Origin of the sequence: Streptomyces canus (genome assembly GCF_030816965.1) — a bacterium.
Classification (GTDB): Bacteria; Actinomycetota; Actinomycetes; order Streptomycetales; family Streptomycetaceae; genus Streptomyces; species Streptomyces canus_E.
Window position 1 is genome coordinate 5,467,926 of sequence record NZ_JAUSYQ010000002.1, and the last position, 14,654, is coordinate 5,482,579.

The 14,654-nt window shown below is 69.6% G+C and carries 17 protein-coding genes and 1 pseudogene; 12 read left to right on the forward strand and 6 right to left on the reverse strand.

Features of this window, described 5'->3' with window-relative positions:
• Positions 1-183 precede the first annotated feature (183 nt).
• Complete coding sequence (locus QF027_RS26150; protein WP_306978572.1) at positions 184-1,224, reverse strand: helix-turn-helix transcriptional regulator; 1,041 nt, start codon at positions 1,222-1,224, stop codon at positions 184-186.
• 289 nt (positions 1,225-1,513) lie between these two features.
• Here QF027_RS26150 and QF027_RS26155 point away from each other — a divergent pair, with 289 nt between their 5' ends.
• Positions 1,514-1,849, forward strand: a complete 336-nt coding sequence (locus QF027_RS26155) for a hypothetical protein (RefSeq protein WP_306978571.1) — start codon at positions 1,514-1,516, stop codon at positions 1,847-1,849.
• A gap of 128 nt (positions 1,850-1,977) precedes the next feature.
• Here the strand turns inward: QF027_RS26155 and QF027_RS26160 are convergent, their stop codons facing one another.
• Positions 1,978-2,391, reverse strand: coding sequence for a pyridoxamine 5'-phosphate oxidase family protein (locus QF027_RS26160; RefSeq protein ID WP_306978570.1), 414 nt, complete (start codon positions 2,389-2,391; stop codon positions 1,978-1,980).
• A gap of 128 nt (positions 2,392-2,519) precedes the next feature.
• On the opposite strand from QF027_RS26160, the gene clpB reads away from it, so the two are divergent.
• Positions 2,520-5,117, forward strand: coding sequence for an ATP-dependent chaperone ClpB (gene clpB / locus QF027_RS26165; RefSeq protein ID WP_307077437.1), 2,598 nt, complete (start codon positions 2,520-2,522; stop codon positions 5,115-5,117).
• 45 nt (positions 5,118-5,162) lie between these two features.
• Here the strand turns inward: clpB and QF027_RS26170 are convergent, their stop codons facing one another.
• A complete protein-coding gene (locus tag QF027_RS26170) occupies positions 5,163-5,651 on the reverse strand; it encodes a hypothetical protein (protein ID WP_306978568.1) in 489 nt (162 codons plus the stop codon).
• 140 nt (positions 5,652-5,791) lie between these two features.
• On the opposite strand from QF027_RS26170, the gene QF027_RS26175 reads away from it, so the two are divergent.
• Positions 5,792-6,316 (forward strand): YbjN domain-containing protein, encoded by a 525-nt coding sequence (locus tag QF027_RS26175; protein WP_057614696.1) that lies wholly within the window; start codon positions 5,792-5,794, stop codon positions 6,314-6,316.
• Between the two features lie 41 nt (positions 6,317-6,357).
• Here the strand turns inward: QF027_RS26175 and QF027_RS26180 are convergent, their stop codons facing one another.
• Positions 6,358-6,594: a hypothetical protein gene (locus QF027_RS26180; protein ID WP_307077439.1), complete on the reverse strand. Its 237-nt coding sequence runs from the start codon at positions 6,592-6,594 to the stop codon at positions 6,358-6,360.
• A 472-nt stretch (positions 6,595-7,066) separates the two neighbouring features.
• On the reverse strand, positions 7,067-7,510 hold the full coding sequence (locus tag QF027_RS26185; protein ID WP_307077441.1) for an ATP-binding protein: 444 nt from the start codon (positions 7,508-7,510) through the stop codon (positions 7,067-7,069).
• Positions 7,511-7,688: 178 nt separating this feature from the next.
• Here QF027_RS26185 and QF027_RS26190 point away from each other — a divergent pair, with 178 nt between their 5' ends.
• The 5 genes from QF027_RS26190 to QF027_RS26210 all read left to right on the forward strand — a co-directional run bounded on the left by QF027_RS26190 (position 7,689) and on the right by QF027_RS26210 (position 10,961).
• Positions 7,689-8,606 (forward strand): helix-turn-helix domain-containing protein, encoded by a 918-nt coding sequence (locus QF027_RS26190; RefSeq protein ID WP_307082486.1) that lies wholly within the window; start codon positions 7,689-7,691, stop codon positions 8,604-8,606.
• Positions 8,566-8,703: a DUF397 domain-containing protein gene (locus tag QF027_RS26195; protein WP_307082488.1), complete on the forward strand. Its 138-nt coding sequence runs from the start codon at positions 8,566-8,568 to the stop codon at positions 8,701-8,703. The genes QF027_RS26190 and QF027_RS26195 overlap by 41 nt, the downstream gene beginning before the upstream one ends.
• Positions 8,704-8,986: 283 nt before the next feature.
• Complete coding sequence (locus QF027_RS26200; RefSeq protein ID WP_307077442.1) at positions 8,987-9,880, forward strand: hypothetical protein; 894 nt, start codon at positions 8,987-8,989, stop codon at positions 9,878-9,880.
• An 18-nt stretch (positions 9,881-9,898) separates the two neighbouring features.
• Positions 9,899-10,555, forward strand: a complete 657-nt coding sequence (locus QF027_RS26205; protein WP_307077444.1) for a DUF433 domain-containing protein — start codon at positions 9,899-9,901, stop codon at positions 10,553-10,555.
• Positions 10,545-10,961 (forward strand): PIN-like domain-containing protein, encoded by a 417-nt coding sequence (locus QF027_RS26210; protein WP_307077447.1) that lies wholly within the window; start codon positions 10,545-10,547, stop codon positions 10,959-10,961. Before QF027_RS26205 ends, QF027_RS26210 begins: the two co-directional genes overlap by 11 nt.
• 129 nt (positions 10,962-11,090) lie before the next feature.
• Here the strand turns inward: QF027_RS26210 and QF027_RS26215 are convergent, their stop codons facing one another.
• Positions 11,091-11,465 carry a MerR family transcriptional regulator gene (locus QF027_RS26215; RefSeq protein ID WP_307077448.1) on the reverse strand — a complete coding sequence of 125 codons (375 nt, stop codon included), beginning with the start codon at positions 11,463-11,465 and terminating at the stop codon, positions 11,091-11,093.
• Positions 11,466-11,529: 64 nt separating this feature from the next.
• Here QF027_RS26215 and QF027_RS26220 point away from each other — a divergent pair, with 64 nt between their 5' ends.
• The 4 genes and pseudogenes from QF027_RS26220 to QF027_RS26235 form a co-directional block, all read left to right on the forward strand.
• The gene (locus QF027_RS26220) at positions 11,530-12,267 is read left to right on the forward strand and encodes an alpha/beta fold hydrolase (RefSeq protein WP_307077450.1); all 738 of its coding nucleotides are present in this window, start codon (positions 11,530-11,532) and stop codon (positions 12,265-12,267) included.
• A complete protein-coding gene (locus tag QF027_RS26225) occupies positions 12,264-13,112 on the forward strand; it encodes a TIGR03619 family F420-dependent LLM class oxidoreductase (RefSeq protein WP_307077453.1) in 849 nt (282 codons plus the stop codon). The genes QF027_RS26220 and QF027_RS26225 overlap by 4 nt, the downstream gene beginning before the upstream one ends.
• 418 nt (positions 13,113-13,530) lie before the next feature.
• Positions 13,531-13,932 carry a hypothetical protein gene (locus QF027_RS26230; RefSeq protein WP_307082785.1) on the forward strand — a complete coding sequence of 134 codons (402 nt, stop codon included), beginning with the start codon at positions 13,531-13,533 and terminating at the stop codon, positions 13,930-13,932.
• Positions 13,883-14,098 (forward strand): annotated as a pseudogene (locus QF027_RS26235) (FAD-dependent oxidoreductase); the annotation flags it as partial. The gene QF027_RS26230 and the pseudogene QF027_RS26235, both read left to right, overlap by 50 nt.
• Between the last annotated feature and the right edge of the window lie 556 nt (positions 14,099-14,654).

A 14,654-nucleotide genomic window follows, 5' to 3' on the forward strand; every position in this document is an offset into this window, starting at 1 on the left:
GGATTCCTGGTTCCGCGATGAGGTGGCCGAGTGGGGCCCGGCCCTGTCTGCCGACGCGGGCGGCGAAGCCACCCCGTCCGCGTCCCCGGCGTCCCCGGCGTCCACCCGTCCCTCGCGCGGCGCGCGGGTGCACAGGTTCAGGCCCGCCTCGCACAGTTCCCCGGCTCCGTGCGCGAGCCTCCCTCACGGACGGCCATCCCCCTCCGACGCCGAGTGGCCCTGGTCGAGGAGCCCCGACTGCGCGATGAGGAAGCCGAGCTGGGCGCGGCTGCCGCTGCCGAGGGCGGTCGCGAGCTTGGCGATGTGGGCTCGGCAGGTGCGGACGTTCATGCCCAGGCGGCGGGCGATCGCCTCGTCGACGTGACCCTCCACGAGCAGTTTGGCTATGGAGTGCTGGATGTCCGTGATGCCGTCGGGGGCCGTTTCGTAGGGGGCGCCGGCGTTCAGGGGGACGGCACGGGTCCACATGAACTCGAAGACCTTGATCAGGTATCGGACCAGGCCGGGATGACGGAGCTCCAGGGCGACCTGCCGGTCGTCACGCGTGGGGATGAACGCGACGGTCTCATCAAGGATGATGAGGCGCTCGACCAGTTCGTCGATGGTGCGGTACTCCGCCTTCCCGTCGGCGAAGTGGTCCACCCAGGCGAGCCTCTCCGGGCTGTACCTGGCGGTGTGCTGGTAGAGAGTCCGGATCCGCACACCGCGCTCAATGAGCGGTTTGTCGCGTTCCAGTGCCTCCATGAGCCTGTTCTCGGAGCTGCGGCGACCGCTCGGCTGGACCGTGAGCATCTCGGTCTGGCACTGGGCGGTGGCCAGGTCGAGCGCGGCGTTGATGCGGTCGAGGCCCTCCAGCACGGTGATGGAGTGGGTCGAGGTGGTCTCCTGCGCACTGAGGGCCATGAACGGCTCGAAGGCCTCGGTGAGCGCGATCGACAGCCGACGGTTCTCGCTGATCTCGTGCTCTATGGGGTGGAGGCGCTGGGCCAGGGCAACGGCCGGTGAGACGGGTCGCAGCCAGTTCGCGTCGTCGGGATCGGGGTGCAGAAGGGCGAATTCCATCAGGCAGGGGGCGGGTTTGATGTCCGCTCGAAGGATTCGTCCCGTGCGCAGAGCGTTTGCGTAGAGGCGGCTTCCCTCTTCGCACAACTCGGTCATCGCATGGGGATGTGTCGCCTTAATCCCATTTGTTGCCAAATCTCCACCCCCCAGGGTCCTGAACATGCAGGAACATGATGCACCGATCGTGTGGCCATGACGTGCCTGAATGAGCCATCGTCTTACTCGACGGGGGAAGAGGGGACCTTCAAGTGAGGACGAAGCCGACTATGCGTAAGAGAATGCTTCGCTCGGTGCTTGTCGCCGCCTTCTCCGCCGTTGTGGCCTTCGGAGCTCTGAGTGGCCTCTCCGGTGCGAAGAGCGATGCGCACGAGACGGGTGGTGTGCAGTCTGTCGTTGTCGCGGACGATGAAGTGGTCGTGGGCCCGGCCGACAGTAAGTGGGACTGAGGCCGATGACCACCCCTCCCGACGACCGCTCCTTCCGCAGAGAAATGGCCACCGCCTACCGCTCCGGCTGGCACTTCATCGACCTCGTCACCGCGATCCCCCATCCCGGTGACTCGTTGATGGTGACCGTCTTCGGCGAACCGGTGGTCGTCACGCGGGACGACGACGAGGACCTGCGGGCGTACCGGTGTCTGCGGCGGCCTCGGGGGGCGCCGCAGCCCGTTCGGTGTGCCATTCGGTACGGAATGATCTTTGTGAACCTGGACCAACGAGACCATCGGCTGGTGGAAGCGGAAACCCCCACCCCGCGGACCATCTCAGCCACCCCCCGCAGTGCCTGACGCGATTCCCCCGTCGTAACAGATCGCGCAGGTGCTTCCCCCCGCAGCGGCGTCACCGTGACCTGAACACGGTGACGCCGCTGCAGTTTTGGGGGACATTTCCAGGTATCGGATGATCGGCCCGTGGCTCAAAAACGTCCCATCGCGCCCGTCAGCGAGATCTCGATGACCACCCGCAGCGGGTTCGGTGCCGGGGTCCGTTCATAGCGCTCGGCGTATCGCCGCACCGCCTCCGCGACCCGTTCCGGCTCCGTGCGGACGTGCGCTCGCCCCTCCAGTGTCGCCCACCGCCGCCCCGCCACCTGGCACACCGCCACCGCCGCCCCGCCCTCGCCGGCCGCCTGCACGTGCCGTACCTTCGCGCTCGTCCGGCTCGCGATCACCCGAGCCAGACGGGCGTCGGGGTCGTATGTCACCCCGACGGGCACCACGTGCGGGCTCCCGTCCGGGCGCGGTGTCGTCAGTGTGCACAGATGCCGTTCCCGCCAGAAGCTGAGGAACGACGGGTCCGGGGCACTCGGATCCTGGGTGTAGGAGGTCATGCCGGGAAGCTAGTCCCCCAATCCTCCCGCGGACTGCCTTGAGTGGAATAGACTCAACTTTATGTACGCTGACTGAGTCAGTAACAGGAGTCGGTACAGGAGCTGACACCGAGGAGGAGTACGGACAAGTGGATGCCGAGCTGACCAACCGGAGCCGGGACGCGATCAACGCGGCCAGCAACCGGGCCGTGACCGAGGGACACCCGGACCTCACCCCCGCCCACCTGCTCCTCGCTCTGCTCCAGGGGCAGGACAACGAGAACATCGTCGATCTGCTCGCCGCCGTCGACGCCGACCAGGCCGCCGTACGGACCGGGGCCGAGAAGGTGCTCGGCTCGCTGCCCAGCGTGGCCGGGTCCACCGTCGCGCCGCCGCAGCCCAACCGCGACCTGCTCTCCGTCATCGCCGACGCGCAGGCCCGCGCCAACGACCTCGGTGACGAGTACCTCTCCACCGAACACCTGCTCGTCGGCATCGCCGCCAAGGGCGGACCGGCCGCCGACGTGCTCACCCAGCAGGGGGCCACCCCGAAGAAGCTGATCGACGCCTTCCAGAAGGCCAGAGGAGGGCGCAGGGTGACCACCGCCGACCCAGAGGGCCAGTACAAGGCCCTGGAGAAGTTCGGGACCGACTTCACCGCCGCCGCACGGGAGGGCAAGCTCGACCCCGTCATCGGCCGCGACCAGGAGATCCGGCGGGTCGTGCAGGTGCTCAGCCGCCGTACGAAGAACAATCCCGTCCTCATCGGTGAGCCCGGCGTCGGCAAGACCGCCGTCGTCGAGGGGCTCGCCCAGCGGATCGTCAAGGGGGACGTGCCCGAGTCGCTCAAGGACAAGCGGCTCGTGTCGCTCGACCTGAGCGCCATGGTGGCCGGCGCCAAGTACCGCGGTGAGTTCGAGGAGCGGCTGAAGACCGTCCTCGCCGAGATCAAGGACTCCGACGGGCAGATCATCACCTTCATCGACGAGCTGCACACGGTGGTGGGTGCGGGCGCCGGCGGGGACTCCTCCATGGACGCCGGCAACATGCTCAAGCCCATGCTGGCCCGCGGTGAGCTGCGGATGGTGGGTGCGACGACCCTCGACGAGTACCGCGAGCGGATCGAGAAGGACCCCGCCCTGGAGCGGCGCTTCCAGCAGGTGCTGGTGGCCGAGCCGACGGTCGAGGACACCATCGCCATCCTGCGCGGGCTCAAGGGGCGTTACGAGGCCCACCACAAGGTCCAGATCGCCGACAGCGCGCTGGTGGCCGCGGCGGCCCTCTCCGACCGGTACATCACCTCCCGCTTCCTGCCCGACAAGGCCATCGACCTCGTCGACGAGGCGGCCTCCCGGCTGCGCATGGAGATCGACTCCTCGCCCCTGGAGATCGACGAACTCCAGCGCGGTGTCGACCGGTTGAAGATGGAGGAGCTCGCGCTGGTCAAGGAGACCGACCCGGCCTCCCGCGAGCGCCTGGAGCGGCTGCGCCGCGACCTCGCCGACAAGGAGGAGGAGCTGCGGGGCCTGACCGCCCGCTGGGAGAAGGAGAAGCAGTCCCTCAACCGGGTCGGTGAACTGAAGGAAAAGCTGGACGAGTTGCGCGGCCAGGCCGAACGCGCCCAGCGCGACGGCGACTTCGACACCGCCAGCAAGCTGCTCTACGGCGAGATCCCCACCCTGGAACGGGACTTGGAGGCCGCCTCCGAGGCCGAGGAGGAGGTCTCCAAGGACACCATGGTCAAGGAGGAGGTCGGCGCCGACGACATCGCCGACACCGTCGCCGCCTGGACCGGCATCCCGGCGGGCCGCCTGCTGGAGGGCGAGACGCAGAAGCTGCTGCGCATGGAGGAGGAGTTGGGCAAGCGGCTGATCGGCCAGAGCGAGGCCGTCCGGGCCGTGTCCGACGCCGTACGGCGCACCCGGGCCGGGATCTCCGACCCCGACCGGCCCACCGGTTCCTTCCTCTTCCTCGGCCCCACCGGCGTCGGCAAGACCGAACTCGCCAAGGCCCTCGCCGACTTCCTCTTCGACGACGAGCGGGCGATGGTCCGCATCGACATGAGCGAGTACGGCGAGAAGCACACCGTCTCCCGACTGGTCGGCGCGCCCCCCGGCTACGTCGGCTACGAGGAGGGCGGCCAGCTGACCGAGGCGGTGCGCAGGCGGCCGTACAGCGTCGTGCTCCTCGACGAGGTGGAGAAGGCGCACCCGGAGGTCTTCGACATCCTGCTCCAGGTGCTGGACGATGGGCGTCTGACGGACGGTCAGGGCCGTACGGTCGACTTCCGCAACGCGATCCTGGTGCTGACGTCCAACCTGGGCAGCCAGTTCCTGGTCGACCCGATCAGCAGCGAGGCGGAGAAGAAGGAACAGGTCCTGGAGGTGGTCCGGGCCTCCTTCAAGCCGGAGTTCCTCAACCGGCTCGACGACCTGGTCGTCTTCTCGGCCCTCACCAAGGACGAGCTCGGCCGGATCGCGCGGCTCCAGATCGACCGGCTCGCCAAGCGTCTCGCGGAGCGCCGGCTCACCCTGGAGGTCACCGACGCGGCCCTGGACTGGCTCGCCGTCGAGGGCCTGGACCCGGCCTACGGCGCCCGCCCGCTGCGCCGCCTCGTCCAGACCGCCATCGGCGACCGCCTCGCCAAGGAGATCCTGTCCGGCGAGGTCAAGGACGGCGACACGGTCCGGGTGGACGCCTTCGGCGACGGCCTGATCGTGGGACCGGCGACCGGCAAGACGCTCTGAGCGACCCGGCGGGGGTGGGGGCGGGCACGGCCCCGCCCCCGCCTCTCACAACGTGAACGCCACGAACCGCACGTCGGACCAGTGGGGACCGTCGTGGACGACCTCCACCTGCACGGCGGCGTGCTGCCCGGCGACCGGACCCACGTTCAGGCACGCGTCGATCCACCGGCTCCCGCACTGCTTCGTCCGCAGCGCCGGTTCGTCCGGGTAGGTGGCCGCCAGCCAGGCGCCCACCTCGTCGGTCCGCATCCGGAAGCTCGCCTCGAACCGTGGCTCCGGCCCGGCCTCCACATGACACCCGGGATCGCGTGCCCCGGCCGGCAGCCTCGCCCCGCCGAAGTCCAGCGCCTCGGCGCACGAGACCTTGCGGACGCCCGGGTCGACGGAGTCGTCCGTGAACAGCCAGGCGACCAGCAGCGCGATCAGGGCCGCCACCACCAGCGTCGGCACGGCCAGGATGGCGATGAACACGCCCCATCTGGTCCTGCCGGGCACGCTCTCTTCCACCGGCGTCTCGGCCTGCGTCCCGGTCATGTCTTCCCCGTTTCCTCAGCCTTCGTTTTCCGTGGCTGACCGGATCATGTCAGCCCTGGGAGGACAGGGTCCGTCTGGGCTTGCCACCCCCCTCCCCGCATGGGGGAGGATGGCAGGATCCGTACGAAGGGAAATTCACGGTGACCATCGACCCGTCCTCGATTCCGAACTTCGGGGGCCAGCCCGAGCCGCAGCAAGGACCGGCGGGCCCCGTCGTCCCGGATCAGGATCTTGTGAAGCAGCTCCTCGACCAGATGGAGCTGAAGTATGTCGTCGACGACGAGGGTGACCTCGCGGCGCCGTGGGAGCAGTTCCGTACGTATTTCATGTTCCGCGGCGAGGGTGACCAGCAGGTCTTCTCGGTGCGGACGTTCTACGACCGGCCCCACCAGATCGACGAGAAGCCCACGCTGCTGGAGTCCATCGACGACTGGAACCGGCGCACCCTGTGGCCCAAGGTCTACAGCCACACCCATGACGACGGCACCGTCCGTCTGATCGGCGAGGCGCAGATGCTCATCGGCACCGGCGTCAGCCTGGAGCACTTCGTCTCCTCGACCGTCAGCTGGGTGCGCGCCGCCATCGAGTTCGACAAGTGGCTCGTCGAACAGCTCGGCCTCGAGGAGGACGTCAACGACGCCGAGAAGCCCGAGGACGACGAGTAGGCGTCCTCCCGCTACAGGGGCGTATCGGCGATCACGACCGGTTACGCGCCGTAGGCGAACGACGGCCCGGCCAGGGCACCGGCCACCACGGCCGTGTGCCGGGGCCGGGCTCTCGCCGTCCGGACCAGCGCCCGCGCGAGCGGCGGCAGCAGCGGGGAGGCAGGCCAGCAGGAGGCGCGGCTTCGGGGCGAGGACCCCGGACCGCCGAGCGCGACCAGCAGCAGGGCGTACGAGTACGGCGGCGGCGACGAGCAGGATCGCCATCGGGAAGACGACACGCCGCACCTCGAAGCAGCCGCCGAGCAGATCACCCTCGCGGTGGCCGACACCCTCGCGGTGGCCGACCCGCAGCACGTGGGCGAGCCCGCCGAGCGGGGGAGTGCCGCGCCCGTCCACAGCCTGTGGGTAACTTTTCGGCTTCCTCGAAGACACCGCACCCTCTCGTACGCCGGACCACGCGGCGAACGCCGTCAGTACCGGTTCGGTGTATGCCGGCGACGGCACGACCGAATGCGGCAGCAGGCCCCGGAGAAGGACCAGGACGGCGGCCACGGCACGTCCGAGCAGCGTGAGCGGCCCGTGACCGGTGGCCCGGGCGGTCGTCACGAGCACAGCGAGCCGGGTGAGCCGGGTGAGCCGGGCGGCGGCGAAGAGGCCGAGGGCCGCCGCCAGGCGGTGCCGGAAGGCGGCGCGCTCTTCGGTGCAGGCTTGTGTGACGGCGGGCGCGCGAGGGTGCGGTGCCGGCATGGATCACATGCCGACAGGAATGTCCGCCCACACCGTCTTGCCCAGCGGGTGACGCGGCACCGAACCCCAGCGCACGGCCAGGGTGTCCACCAGGAGCAGCCCTCGGCCCGACTCGCCCTCGGGGACCGACGACGGCGCGATCGCGGGGGGCCGTTTCACGGAGGCCGCATCCGCGACCTCGACGCGGACCAGGCCCGCCGCCGTGTCGAGAGCGACCCGGAGGCCGAAGTCGTGTCCCGGTACCCGGCCGTGGAGCACGGCGTTCGCGGCGAGTTCGGCGACCACGAGGGCGACCGCGCACGACGCGTCCGACGCCGGCGGATACCCCCACTCCTCCAGGTGCCGTACGGCGAGTTGCCGGGCCAGTCGCGCTCCCTGAGGCGAGGAGGCGAACTGTGCGACAAGAGGCGGCAGTTCGCTCTGTACGTCCGTCGTTTCTGTCAGCACCGCGTGTTCCGTCCTTGGCTGTCGAGCAGGGGATGTCGCGCGATGTGCGCGAGCTGTCACGTTCCGCACTCAAGAGTCGTCCGGTCGCCCTACGCTCAACAGGTGACGCGGCCTTACTTTTCGACCCGTAAGGAACGGAAGTGACGCTTTGGCCAACGGAATTGACCCCAGCTCGTCGATGGCCGCGCTGTTCGGTGCGCGGGTCCGCAGACTTCGTCTCGCGGCCGGACTGACCCAGACCGAACTGGGCGACAAGGTCCACGTGGTGGGTACGCGGATCACGCAGATCGAGCGGGCGTCCGGGGCGAAGCCGACGCTGGAACTGGCGCGTGCGCTGGATGTGACGCTCGGTGCGGACGATCTGCTGGTGGAGCTGTGGCCGTACGTGTACCGGGAGGCGTTTCCGGACTGGTCGCGGAAGTTCATGGAGTACTCGGAGCGGGCGGTGGTCATCCGGCAGTACGCGGCGCATGTGGTGCCGGGTCTATTGCAGACGGAGGAGTACGCGCGGGCTGTTCTGAGCGTCGGTCTGACGCTCGGCAGCGAGGAGCAGTTGGAGGAGCGGGTCGCTGTTCGCATGGGGCGACAGAAACGCCTCCGCACGCCTGACCGGCCCGAGTTGTGGGTGGTCCTCGACGAGGCGGTGCTTCGGCGTCCGGTCGGCGGTCAGGCGGTGATGCGCGAGCAGTTGGAACGACTGCTGGAACCCCTAAGGGGGCGTCACATCACGGTGCAGGTACTGCCGTTCGACCAGGGCGAGCACGACGTGATGGGCGGTTCGCTCACCGTTCTCACCATGCCGGACGGCACGGAGATCGCCTACACCGAGGGTGCACACTACGGCCAACTCATCGAGGATCCGGACGAGGTCAAGCGTTACTCGCTGGCCTACGATCGACTGCGGGCGGAAGCCCTGCCCCCGCTCATGTCATTCGACATGATCCGATCCGTGCTGGAGGACAACCGCCATGGCTCGAATCTCCCGTCCCGAACTGAACGGCGCCGCCTGGCGCAGGAGCAGCTACAGCAATCAGGAGGGCGGCGACTGCGTGGAGGTGGCCGACGGATTCCAGGAGGCCGTCGTGCCCGTCCGTGACAGCAAGGCCCCGCACGGCCCGGCACTGTGCTTCGCAGCCGCCTCCTGGGCCGTCTTCATAGGCGAGTTGAAGGCCGGGCAGGACCTCCGTCCCTGAGGCGGCCGGGCCCCGGCCGCCGTCCACGTTCCGGGCTCACCGGGCCCCTGTCCGCGAGGGCCCGGCGGGCCACTGACCTCCTGAAAGAACCGGGGGAAAGAACTACCCACCCACCCACCCTCCCCGGCCGCACGGCTCGCGTCACCCGTCCGAGTGACCGGCTTGCAGGCGCGGGATTCGGGCGGTTACGTTCGCCGCGACAACCGCAAACAGATACGGCCCCCGGCCGGGACGGCAATCCCGATCGAGGGCCTAACCAAGCAGGAAGCTACCGACCTTCCCCATGGCTGACCCGCAGTCTAACGCGCCCTCGCGCGCCGACGCCGGAGCTCCGACTTCCGGCGTGATCCACGTACGCACCCGCCTCACGGCCGACTTCACCGTGATCTCCAACGCCCTCGCCCAGCGACGCGGCAGCGCGGTCACGGTCGGCGTCGCGGCGTACATCTCCTCACTGCCCGACGGCTCGTCCGTGACCATCCCCGCCCTGTGCAGGCACTTCAGCGAGGGCGAGATCCTGATCTCGCGGGCGCTCAGGGAGTTGGAAGCGGCCGGTTACCTGGAGCGCCGCCGCGAGCGAACGCCCACCGGGCACGTCCGTACCCGCACGTACTTCTACGACGTCCCCGGCGGTGATCCGAACCTGGACCCGGATCCGGACGGCCCTCCCGAACCCCCGAAGCCGCGTCGCCCCCGAAGGCAGGGCACCTCCGCTGCGGTCACACCCGCATCCGCACCCGCTGAGAAAACGGTGGCCGCGCCCGTACCGGCCGAGGCGGAGACACCGATCCCGCTCGCCGACGCCGACCCCCGAGCCGTCGCCGTACTCACAACCCTGCGCCGGATCGACCCCCGCCTCATCCTGTCCGCGCAGGAAACCGCCCGCCTCGCCCCGGCCGTCGCCCGGTGGCTCGCGGCGGGCCTTCTGCCCACGCAGATCACGGACCACCTCACCGCACGGTTGCCGGACTACTTCCTCACCCGCCCGGTCGGCATCCTCGCCTACCGGCTCAAGGAGACTCCCCTGCCAGTACCAGCCAGAAGCGCGGAACCCCCCGTACGTCCGATGGTCGTGCCCATGCGGAACTGCGACGGCTGCGACCGGGGATTCCGCTCGGCGGAACCCGGCCGTTGCCGGGACTGCCGGGCCGGGGACCAACTCCGTGCGGCCGGCTGAGCCGAGAGGAGGTGGGGCATGGTCGACAGGTTCGGGGACGGACTTCTGACGCCCGCAGAGACGGCCTCCTACCTGGAGATTCCGCAGTCGACTCTCACCTCGTGGCTGAAGGGCAAGGCCGCCGGAGCGCCGCTGGTCCACCAGGTCGAGCCGGTGGGGAAGGGGCAGCCTTCGGTGCCGTTCATCGCGGTGGCCGAGGCGCATGTGCTTCGTTCTCTGCGTTCCCTGGGGCTCCGCATGAGTGAGATCAGGGAGGCGGCTGCGGCCGTACGGGACGCCTTCGACACCCCCTATGGCCTCGTGTCCAAGAGGATCGCCACGGACGGCGTGGACATCTTCATCGAGCACGGTTGGGAAGACCTCCGCAGAGCCCGCGACGGTCAGGTCCCCATCCAGGAAGTGGTTTCCGACCATCTCCGCTACCTCACCTGGGAGCCGGGCGACGACTTTCCCTCCAGCCTGCGCCTGAGGCAGTACCCGGACTCCGTACCCGTCGTGATCGATCCGAGGCTCGGCCACGGTCTCCCCGTGGTAGCGGCCAACCGCGTCACGGTCCAGGCCATCACAGACCTGTGGGAGGCCGGCGAGAGCGTCGAGGACATCGCGTACGACTACGACATGACGCCTGAGCAGGTGGACGCGCTCTGCCAGGCAGTGGTGCACCTTGTCGCCTGAGTTCTTCCTCGACCGCAACCTCGGTCGCCGTGTCGCGGAAGGGCTGAGAGCCTGCGGGTGGACGGTTCACCGCATCGGAGACGTCTTCCCGGACGACGGGCAGGATGTTCCCGACGAGGAGTGGATCACTCACGGTCTCGACCGGTCCTGGGTCCCGCTGTCGAAGGACGGACGGATCAAGACCCGGGACCCGGAGATCCGGCCTGTCCTCGAGCGCGAGGCGGTGCTGTTCTACCTGGACAACCAACAGCTTCGCAGCGCCGAGATGGTGGAGCGTCTCGTCGCACGCCGTGACGCGATCCACCGGGCTGTCGAGAAGGGCGGTCCGGCGGTACGCCGTGCGGCACGACCGCATCGAGCCCACCTGGCCCTGACGGGCGGGCTCCCAAGGCTTGAGGCCGTGTGACGTGCGGGATGGGCGCCTCCGGCTGCTGGGCCTGGAGGCGCCCGTATGACCCCCTGACGCTCGAACGCACTCATGGTCTTGGGGACGTCGAGGCGCCTTTGGCTCTCGCGGCCGTGCCCCGGCTGCCCTTCAGCGAGCCCGCGCCCCCTGCTTCCGCCCCTCGGTCGCGTCACGGAACGCGGCCAGCGCGGCCCGGCGGCGGTGCAGATCCGCGATGTCCGCGTCCATTCGCTCCAGGTGTGCGGTCATGGTCCGCAGTACGTCCGGGCAGGGCTCGATCCCCGGCCCGGCGTCGGTGGCGCACGGCAGCATCTCGCGGATGGCGTCGGTGGTCAGCCCGGCCGCCAGCATGCCCCGGATGCGGGCGACGACGTACGGGGCGTCGGGCGCGTACACGCGGTATCCGCTGGTGTCGCGGTCGGGGCACAGCAAGCCCTGCTCCTCGTAGTACCGCAGCAGCCGGGCCGCGACTCCAGTCCGCCGTGACAGCTCGCCTATCAGCACAGATTCTCCTCACCACGCCTGGGACTTGACCTTCACACCGGTGTGAAGGGTCAACGTACGAGGCATGCGCGATTCATTCCCCGCCCTCGAAACCACCGTCACCGGAACCGGCCCGGGACTGCTGCTCGCCCACGGCGCCACCGGCAGCATCGAAGGCAACTTCGCCCCGGTTCTGCCCGCCCTCGCCGCCGCCCACACCGTCGTCGCCCCCAACTACCCCGGCTCGGGTGGCACCCCCGTCGCCGCCGCCCCACTGGACCTCGACGAGCTCACGGACGCGGTCGTCGACTCCGCTGTACGGCGCGGCGTCGGGCGGTTCGCGGTGCTCGGCTTCTCGCTCGGCACGCTGGTGGCGGTGCGCGCCGCCGTACGCCATCCCGAGCGGGTGACCGCGCTCGTACTGACCGCCGGGTTCACGCGGCCCGACGACCACCTGCTCGGCCTGCTCCCCGACTGGCGGGCCCAGAAGCCGCCCGCTCTCCACCCGCACATCGACCTGATCCCCTCCCTCGACATCACCGGTGACCTGGCCGAAGTCGCCGCGCCGACGCTGGTTGTCGCGACGACCGCCGACAGCATGGTCCTGCCTGCCGGCTCCCGCGCCCTGGCGGCCGGGATCCGGGGCGCGCGGTACACGGAGATCGACAGCGACCATGTGGTCATGGTCGAGCGGCCGGAGCAGTGGCTGGAGCCCGTCCTCGACTTTCTCGACCGCCTTTCGCTTCCGGAAGGCACGTTGCTTTCGCTTCCGGAAGGCGGGCTCCTTTCGCTTCCGGAAGGCAAGGACGGTGAGAGCAGGTGAAGCTGCAGATCATCCTCCCCAACGAGGCCGCGGGGGCCGACCCGCGCCGACTCGCCGAGCTGGCAGGGCAGGCCGAGGCCCTCGGCTACGACACGGCATGGCTCCCGGACCACATCCTGCCGCCCGGCGAGTACGGCCCGGTGTACGGAGGGGTCCTCGAACCGCTGGTGACCATGGGCTGGCTGGCAGCCGCGACCACCCGGATCCGGTTCGGCACCTCGGTGCTGGTCCTGCCCATGCGCAGTCCTTTCGTGGTGGCCAAACAGGTCGCGACCCTCCACGGGCTGTCCGGCGGACGGATCACCCTGGGGGTGGGGATCGGCTGGGACGAACGCGAGTTCACCGCCGTCGGCGCCGACTTCAGGAGCCGGGCGGCCCGCACGGACGAAGCCATTGCACTGCTTCGGCACCTGTTCCGGTCCGGCCGGGGGCCCTTCGAGGGGCGCTGGTACGGCTTCGAGACGGGCGTCTTCGAGCCACGGCCCGACGGTCCGGTGCCGGTGATGACCGGCGGTGTCACCGACGCCGCCCTGCGCCGGGCGGCCCGGTACGCCGACGTCTGGCAGGGCGTGGGCCTGGACCCGACAGCGTTCGCCGAACGGCTGGCGTACCTGCGGGCGCGAACGGACGGCCGTACTGTCTCCCCCGGCACCCGCATCGATTGGCATGGTCCGGACAGCACCGTCGGCGAGGCCGTCCGCACCGCCGAAGCCTTCCGAGCCGCCGGGGCCGAACACCTCGCGGTGCACTTCGGCGACCCGGACGGTTACGCCCGACGGATGACCGCCTTCGCCCGTGCGTCGAGGCGCGGTCAGTCTGATGGCAGCGGGTTGAGTACCGCATGACCGGATGTTCGTCGGGGACGGAGCCTCCGGTCCGCAGTCGAGCGGGGCCGCCGCGGGCGGGTGGGGCCTGTCGGGCCGGCCGATCATCTGCGGACCCGGACGCCTGTTGAGGAGCTTCTGCCTTATGCGGCAGACCATCGAGCATGATTTCGACCAGGACACCGGCTCAACCGGGCCGGTGAGACGAGCTGCACGGCTCAGCTCACCGATCGCTGGAACACCGCCAGCGGTAACCCAACGGTGGCTGTCTCATGGCCGCCGACCCCAGCCGCTGCGGCACGTGTACGGGGGCGCGTGGAAGTGTCTGTTCCCCGCGGGTGCGCTGCGGGCGGGGGAGTCGAGTCCCCGCGCTCGCACGTTCGGGTGAGCGTTGATCAGCTCTCGTCCACGGCTCTCTGGCGGGCCGTATCCAGGACGTATGGATGAACTCCGCACCACAGGCAGCCAACCGCAGTTGTCACGACGGCGTTTCACCACCGCCACCGGCACGGCAGCCGGCGTCACCGTCCTCGGACTGGGCACCGCCGGCCCAGCCACCGCGGCACCGGCCGCACCTGCCGCTCCCGCCGTTCCGGAGCGGGCCCCCGGCCCGTCCCGCTCCACCGCCGACTGGGACACCTGTCTCGCCGTCGCCCGCGCGCTGCTGGTCGTCGACACCCACGACAGGCCCCTCGTCCCGACGTACGAGAAGATCCTCGGTTCCGGGCTGCCCCGCGCCCGGACCGGGGCCGCCAAGAAGGTCCTGGTCGTGGGCGCCGGTCCGGCCGGCTGGCGCGGGCCGCACCCAGAGCTGGCTGCGCGATCCGTACGCGTACGGTGAGGCGTCCGTTCTGCTCCCCGGCCAGCACACCGAACTCCTCGGCCACATCCGCGCCCCCGAGGGCCCGCTGCACTTCGCCGGGGACCACACCTCGGTCAAGCCGTCGTGGATCGAGGGTGCCGTCGAGTCCGGCGTACGGGCGGCACTGGAGGTGCACCTGGCGTAGGAGCGGGCCAGGAGAGGCCTAGGAGAACTCCGCGCTGCGCAACGTCACCCCTCATGCTCGGGCACGGCCTCGCGACGCTCGCGGGGTCAATCAGAGGCAGTCGGGGCCAGCGATGTTGCGTCGGCAGGCACGGTCTTCCACGTGGATCACGGGGGTGTTGAAAACTCCATGATCCTTGAAGCCGTGCCTGTCGCGTCACCCGAGAAATCGCCAGCTGGCATATGACTCAAGGGTAGACCCGAAGCGAAGATCGATGAGTCCCCGTCTGAATCCGTACGCCGATGGAATGAAGCGGAGCGACATTCGCAAGCCGGACTTGGTATGACCGCACAACAGTGCATGCATACTCCTGGCGCCCGATGAGCTGGCGCGATGTAACCGTACGCACCGCTGAATTCGCGTGCGGTGCATATTCGCTTTCGGTTCTGCCAGGAGGGTTTCCCATGAAGCGTCGGTCGCTTCGCGGATCGTGGGTCCAGACCATTGCCATGCTCTCTGCGGCGGGGACTCTTGGTCTGGTCCTGAACGTCGCGTCGTCGACGACCGCTCCGGCCGA

Excerpts from the sequence above, each read along its gene's own strand:
- QF027_RS26150 (WP_306978572.1), bottom strand. The coding sequence starts at position 1,224 with ATGTTCAGGACCCTGGGGGGTGGAGATTTGGCAACAAATGGGATTAAG.
- QF027_RS26155 (WP_306978571.1), top strand. The coding sequence starts at position 1,514 with ATGACCACCCCTCCCGACGACCGCTCCTTCCGCAGAGAAATGGCCACC.
- QF027_RS26160 (WP_306978570.1), bottom strand. The coding sequence starts at position 2,391 with ATGACCTCCTACACCCAGGATCCGAGTGCCCCGGACCCGTCGTTCCTC.
- QF027_RS26170 (WP_306978568.1), bottom strand. The coding sequence starts at position 5,651 with ATGACCGGGACGCAGGCCGAGACGCCGGTGGAAGAGAGCGTGCCCGGC.
- QF027_RS26190 (WP_307082486.1), top strand. The coding sequence starts at position 7,689 with ATGGCCGCGCTGTTCGGTGCGCGGGTCCGCAGACTTCGTCTCGCGGCC.
- QF027_RS26200 (WP_307077442.1), top strand. The coding sequence starts at position 8,987 with ATGGCTGACCCGCAGTCTAACGCGCCCTCGCGCGCCGACGCCGGAGCT.
- QF027_RS26205 (WP_307077444.1), top strand. The coding sequence starts at position 9,899 with ATGGTCGACAGGTTCGGGGACGGACTTCTGACGCCCGCAGAGACGGCC.
- QF027_RS26220 (WP_307077450.1), top strand. The coding sequence starts at position 11,530 with ATGCGCGATTCATTCCCCGCCCTCGAAACCACCGTCACCGGAACCGGC.
- QF027_RS26230 (WP_307082785.1), top strand. The coding sequence starts at position 13,531 with ATGGATGAACTCCGCACCACAGGCAGCCAACCGCAGTTGTCACGACGG.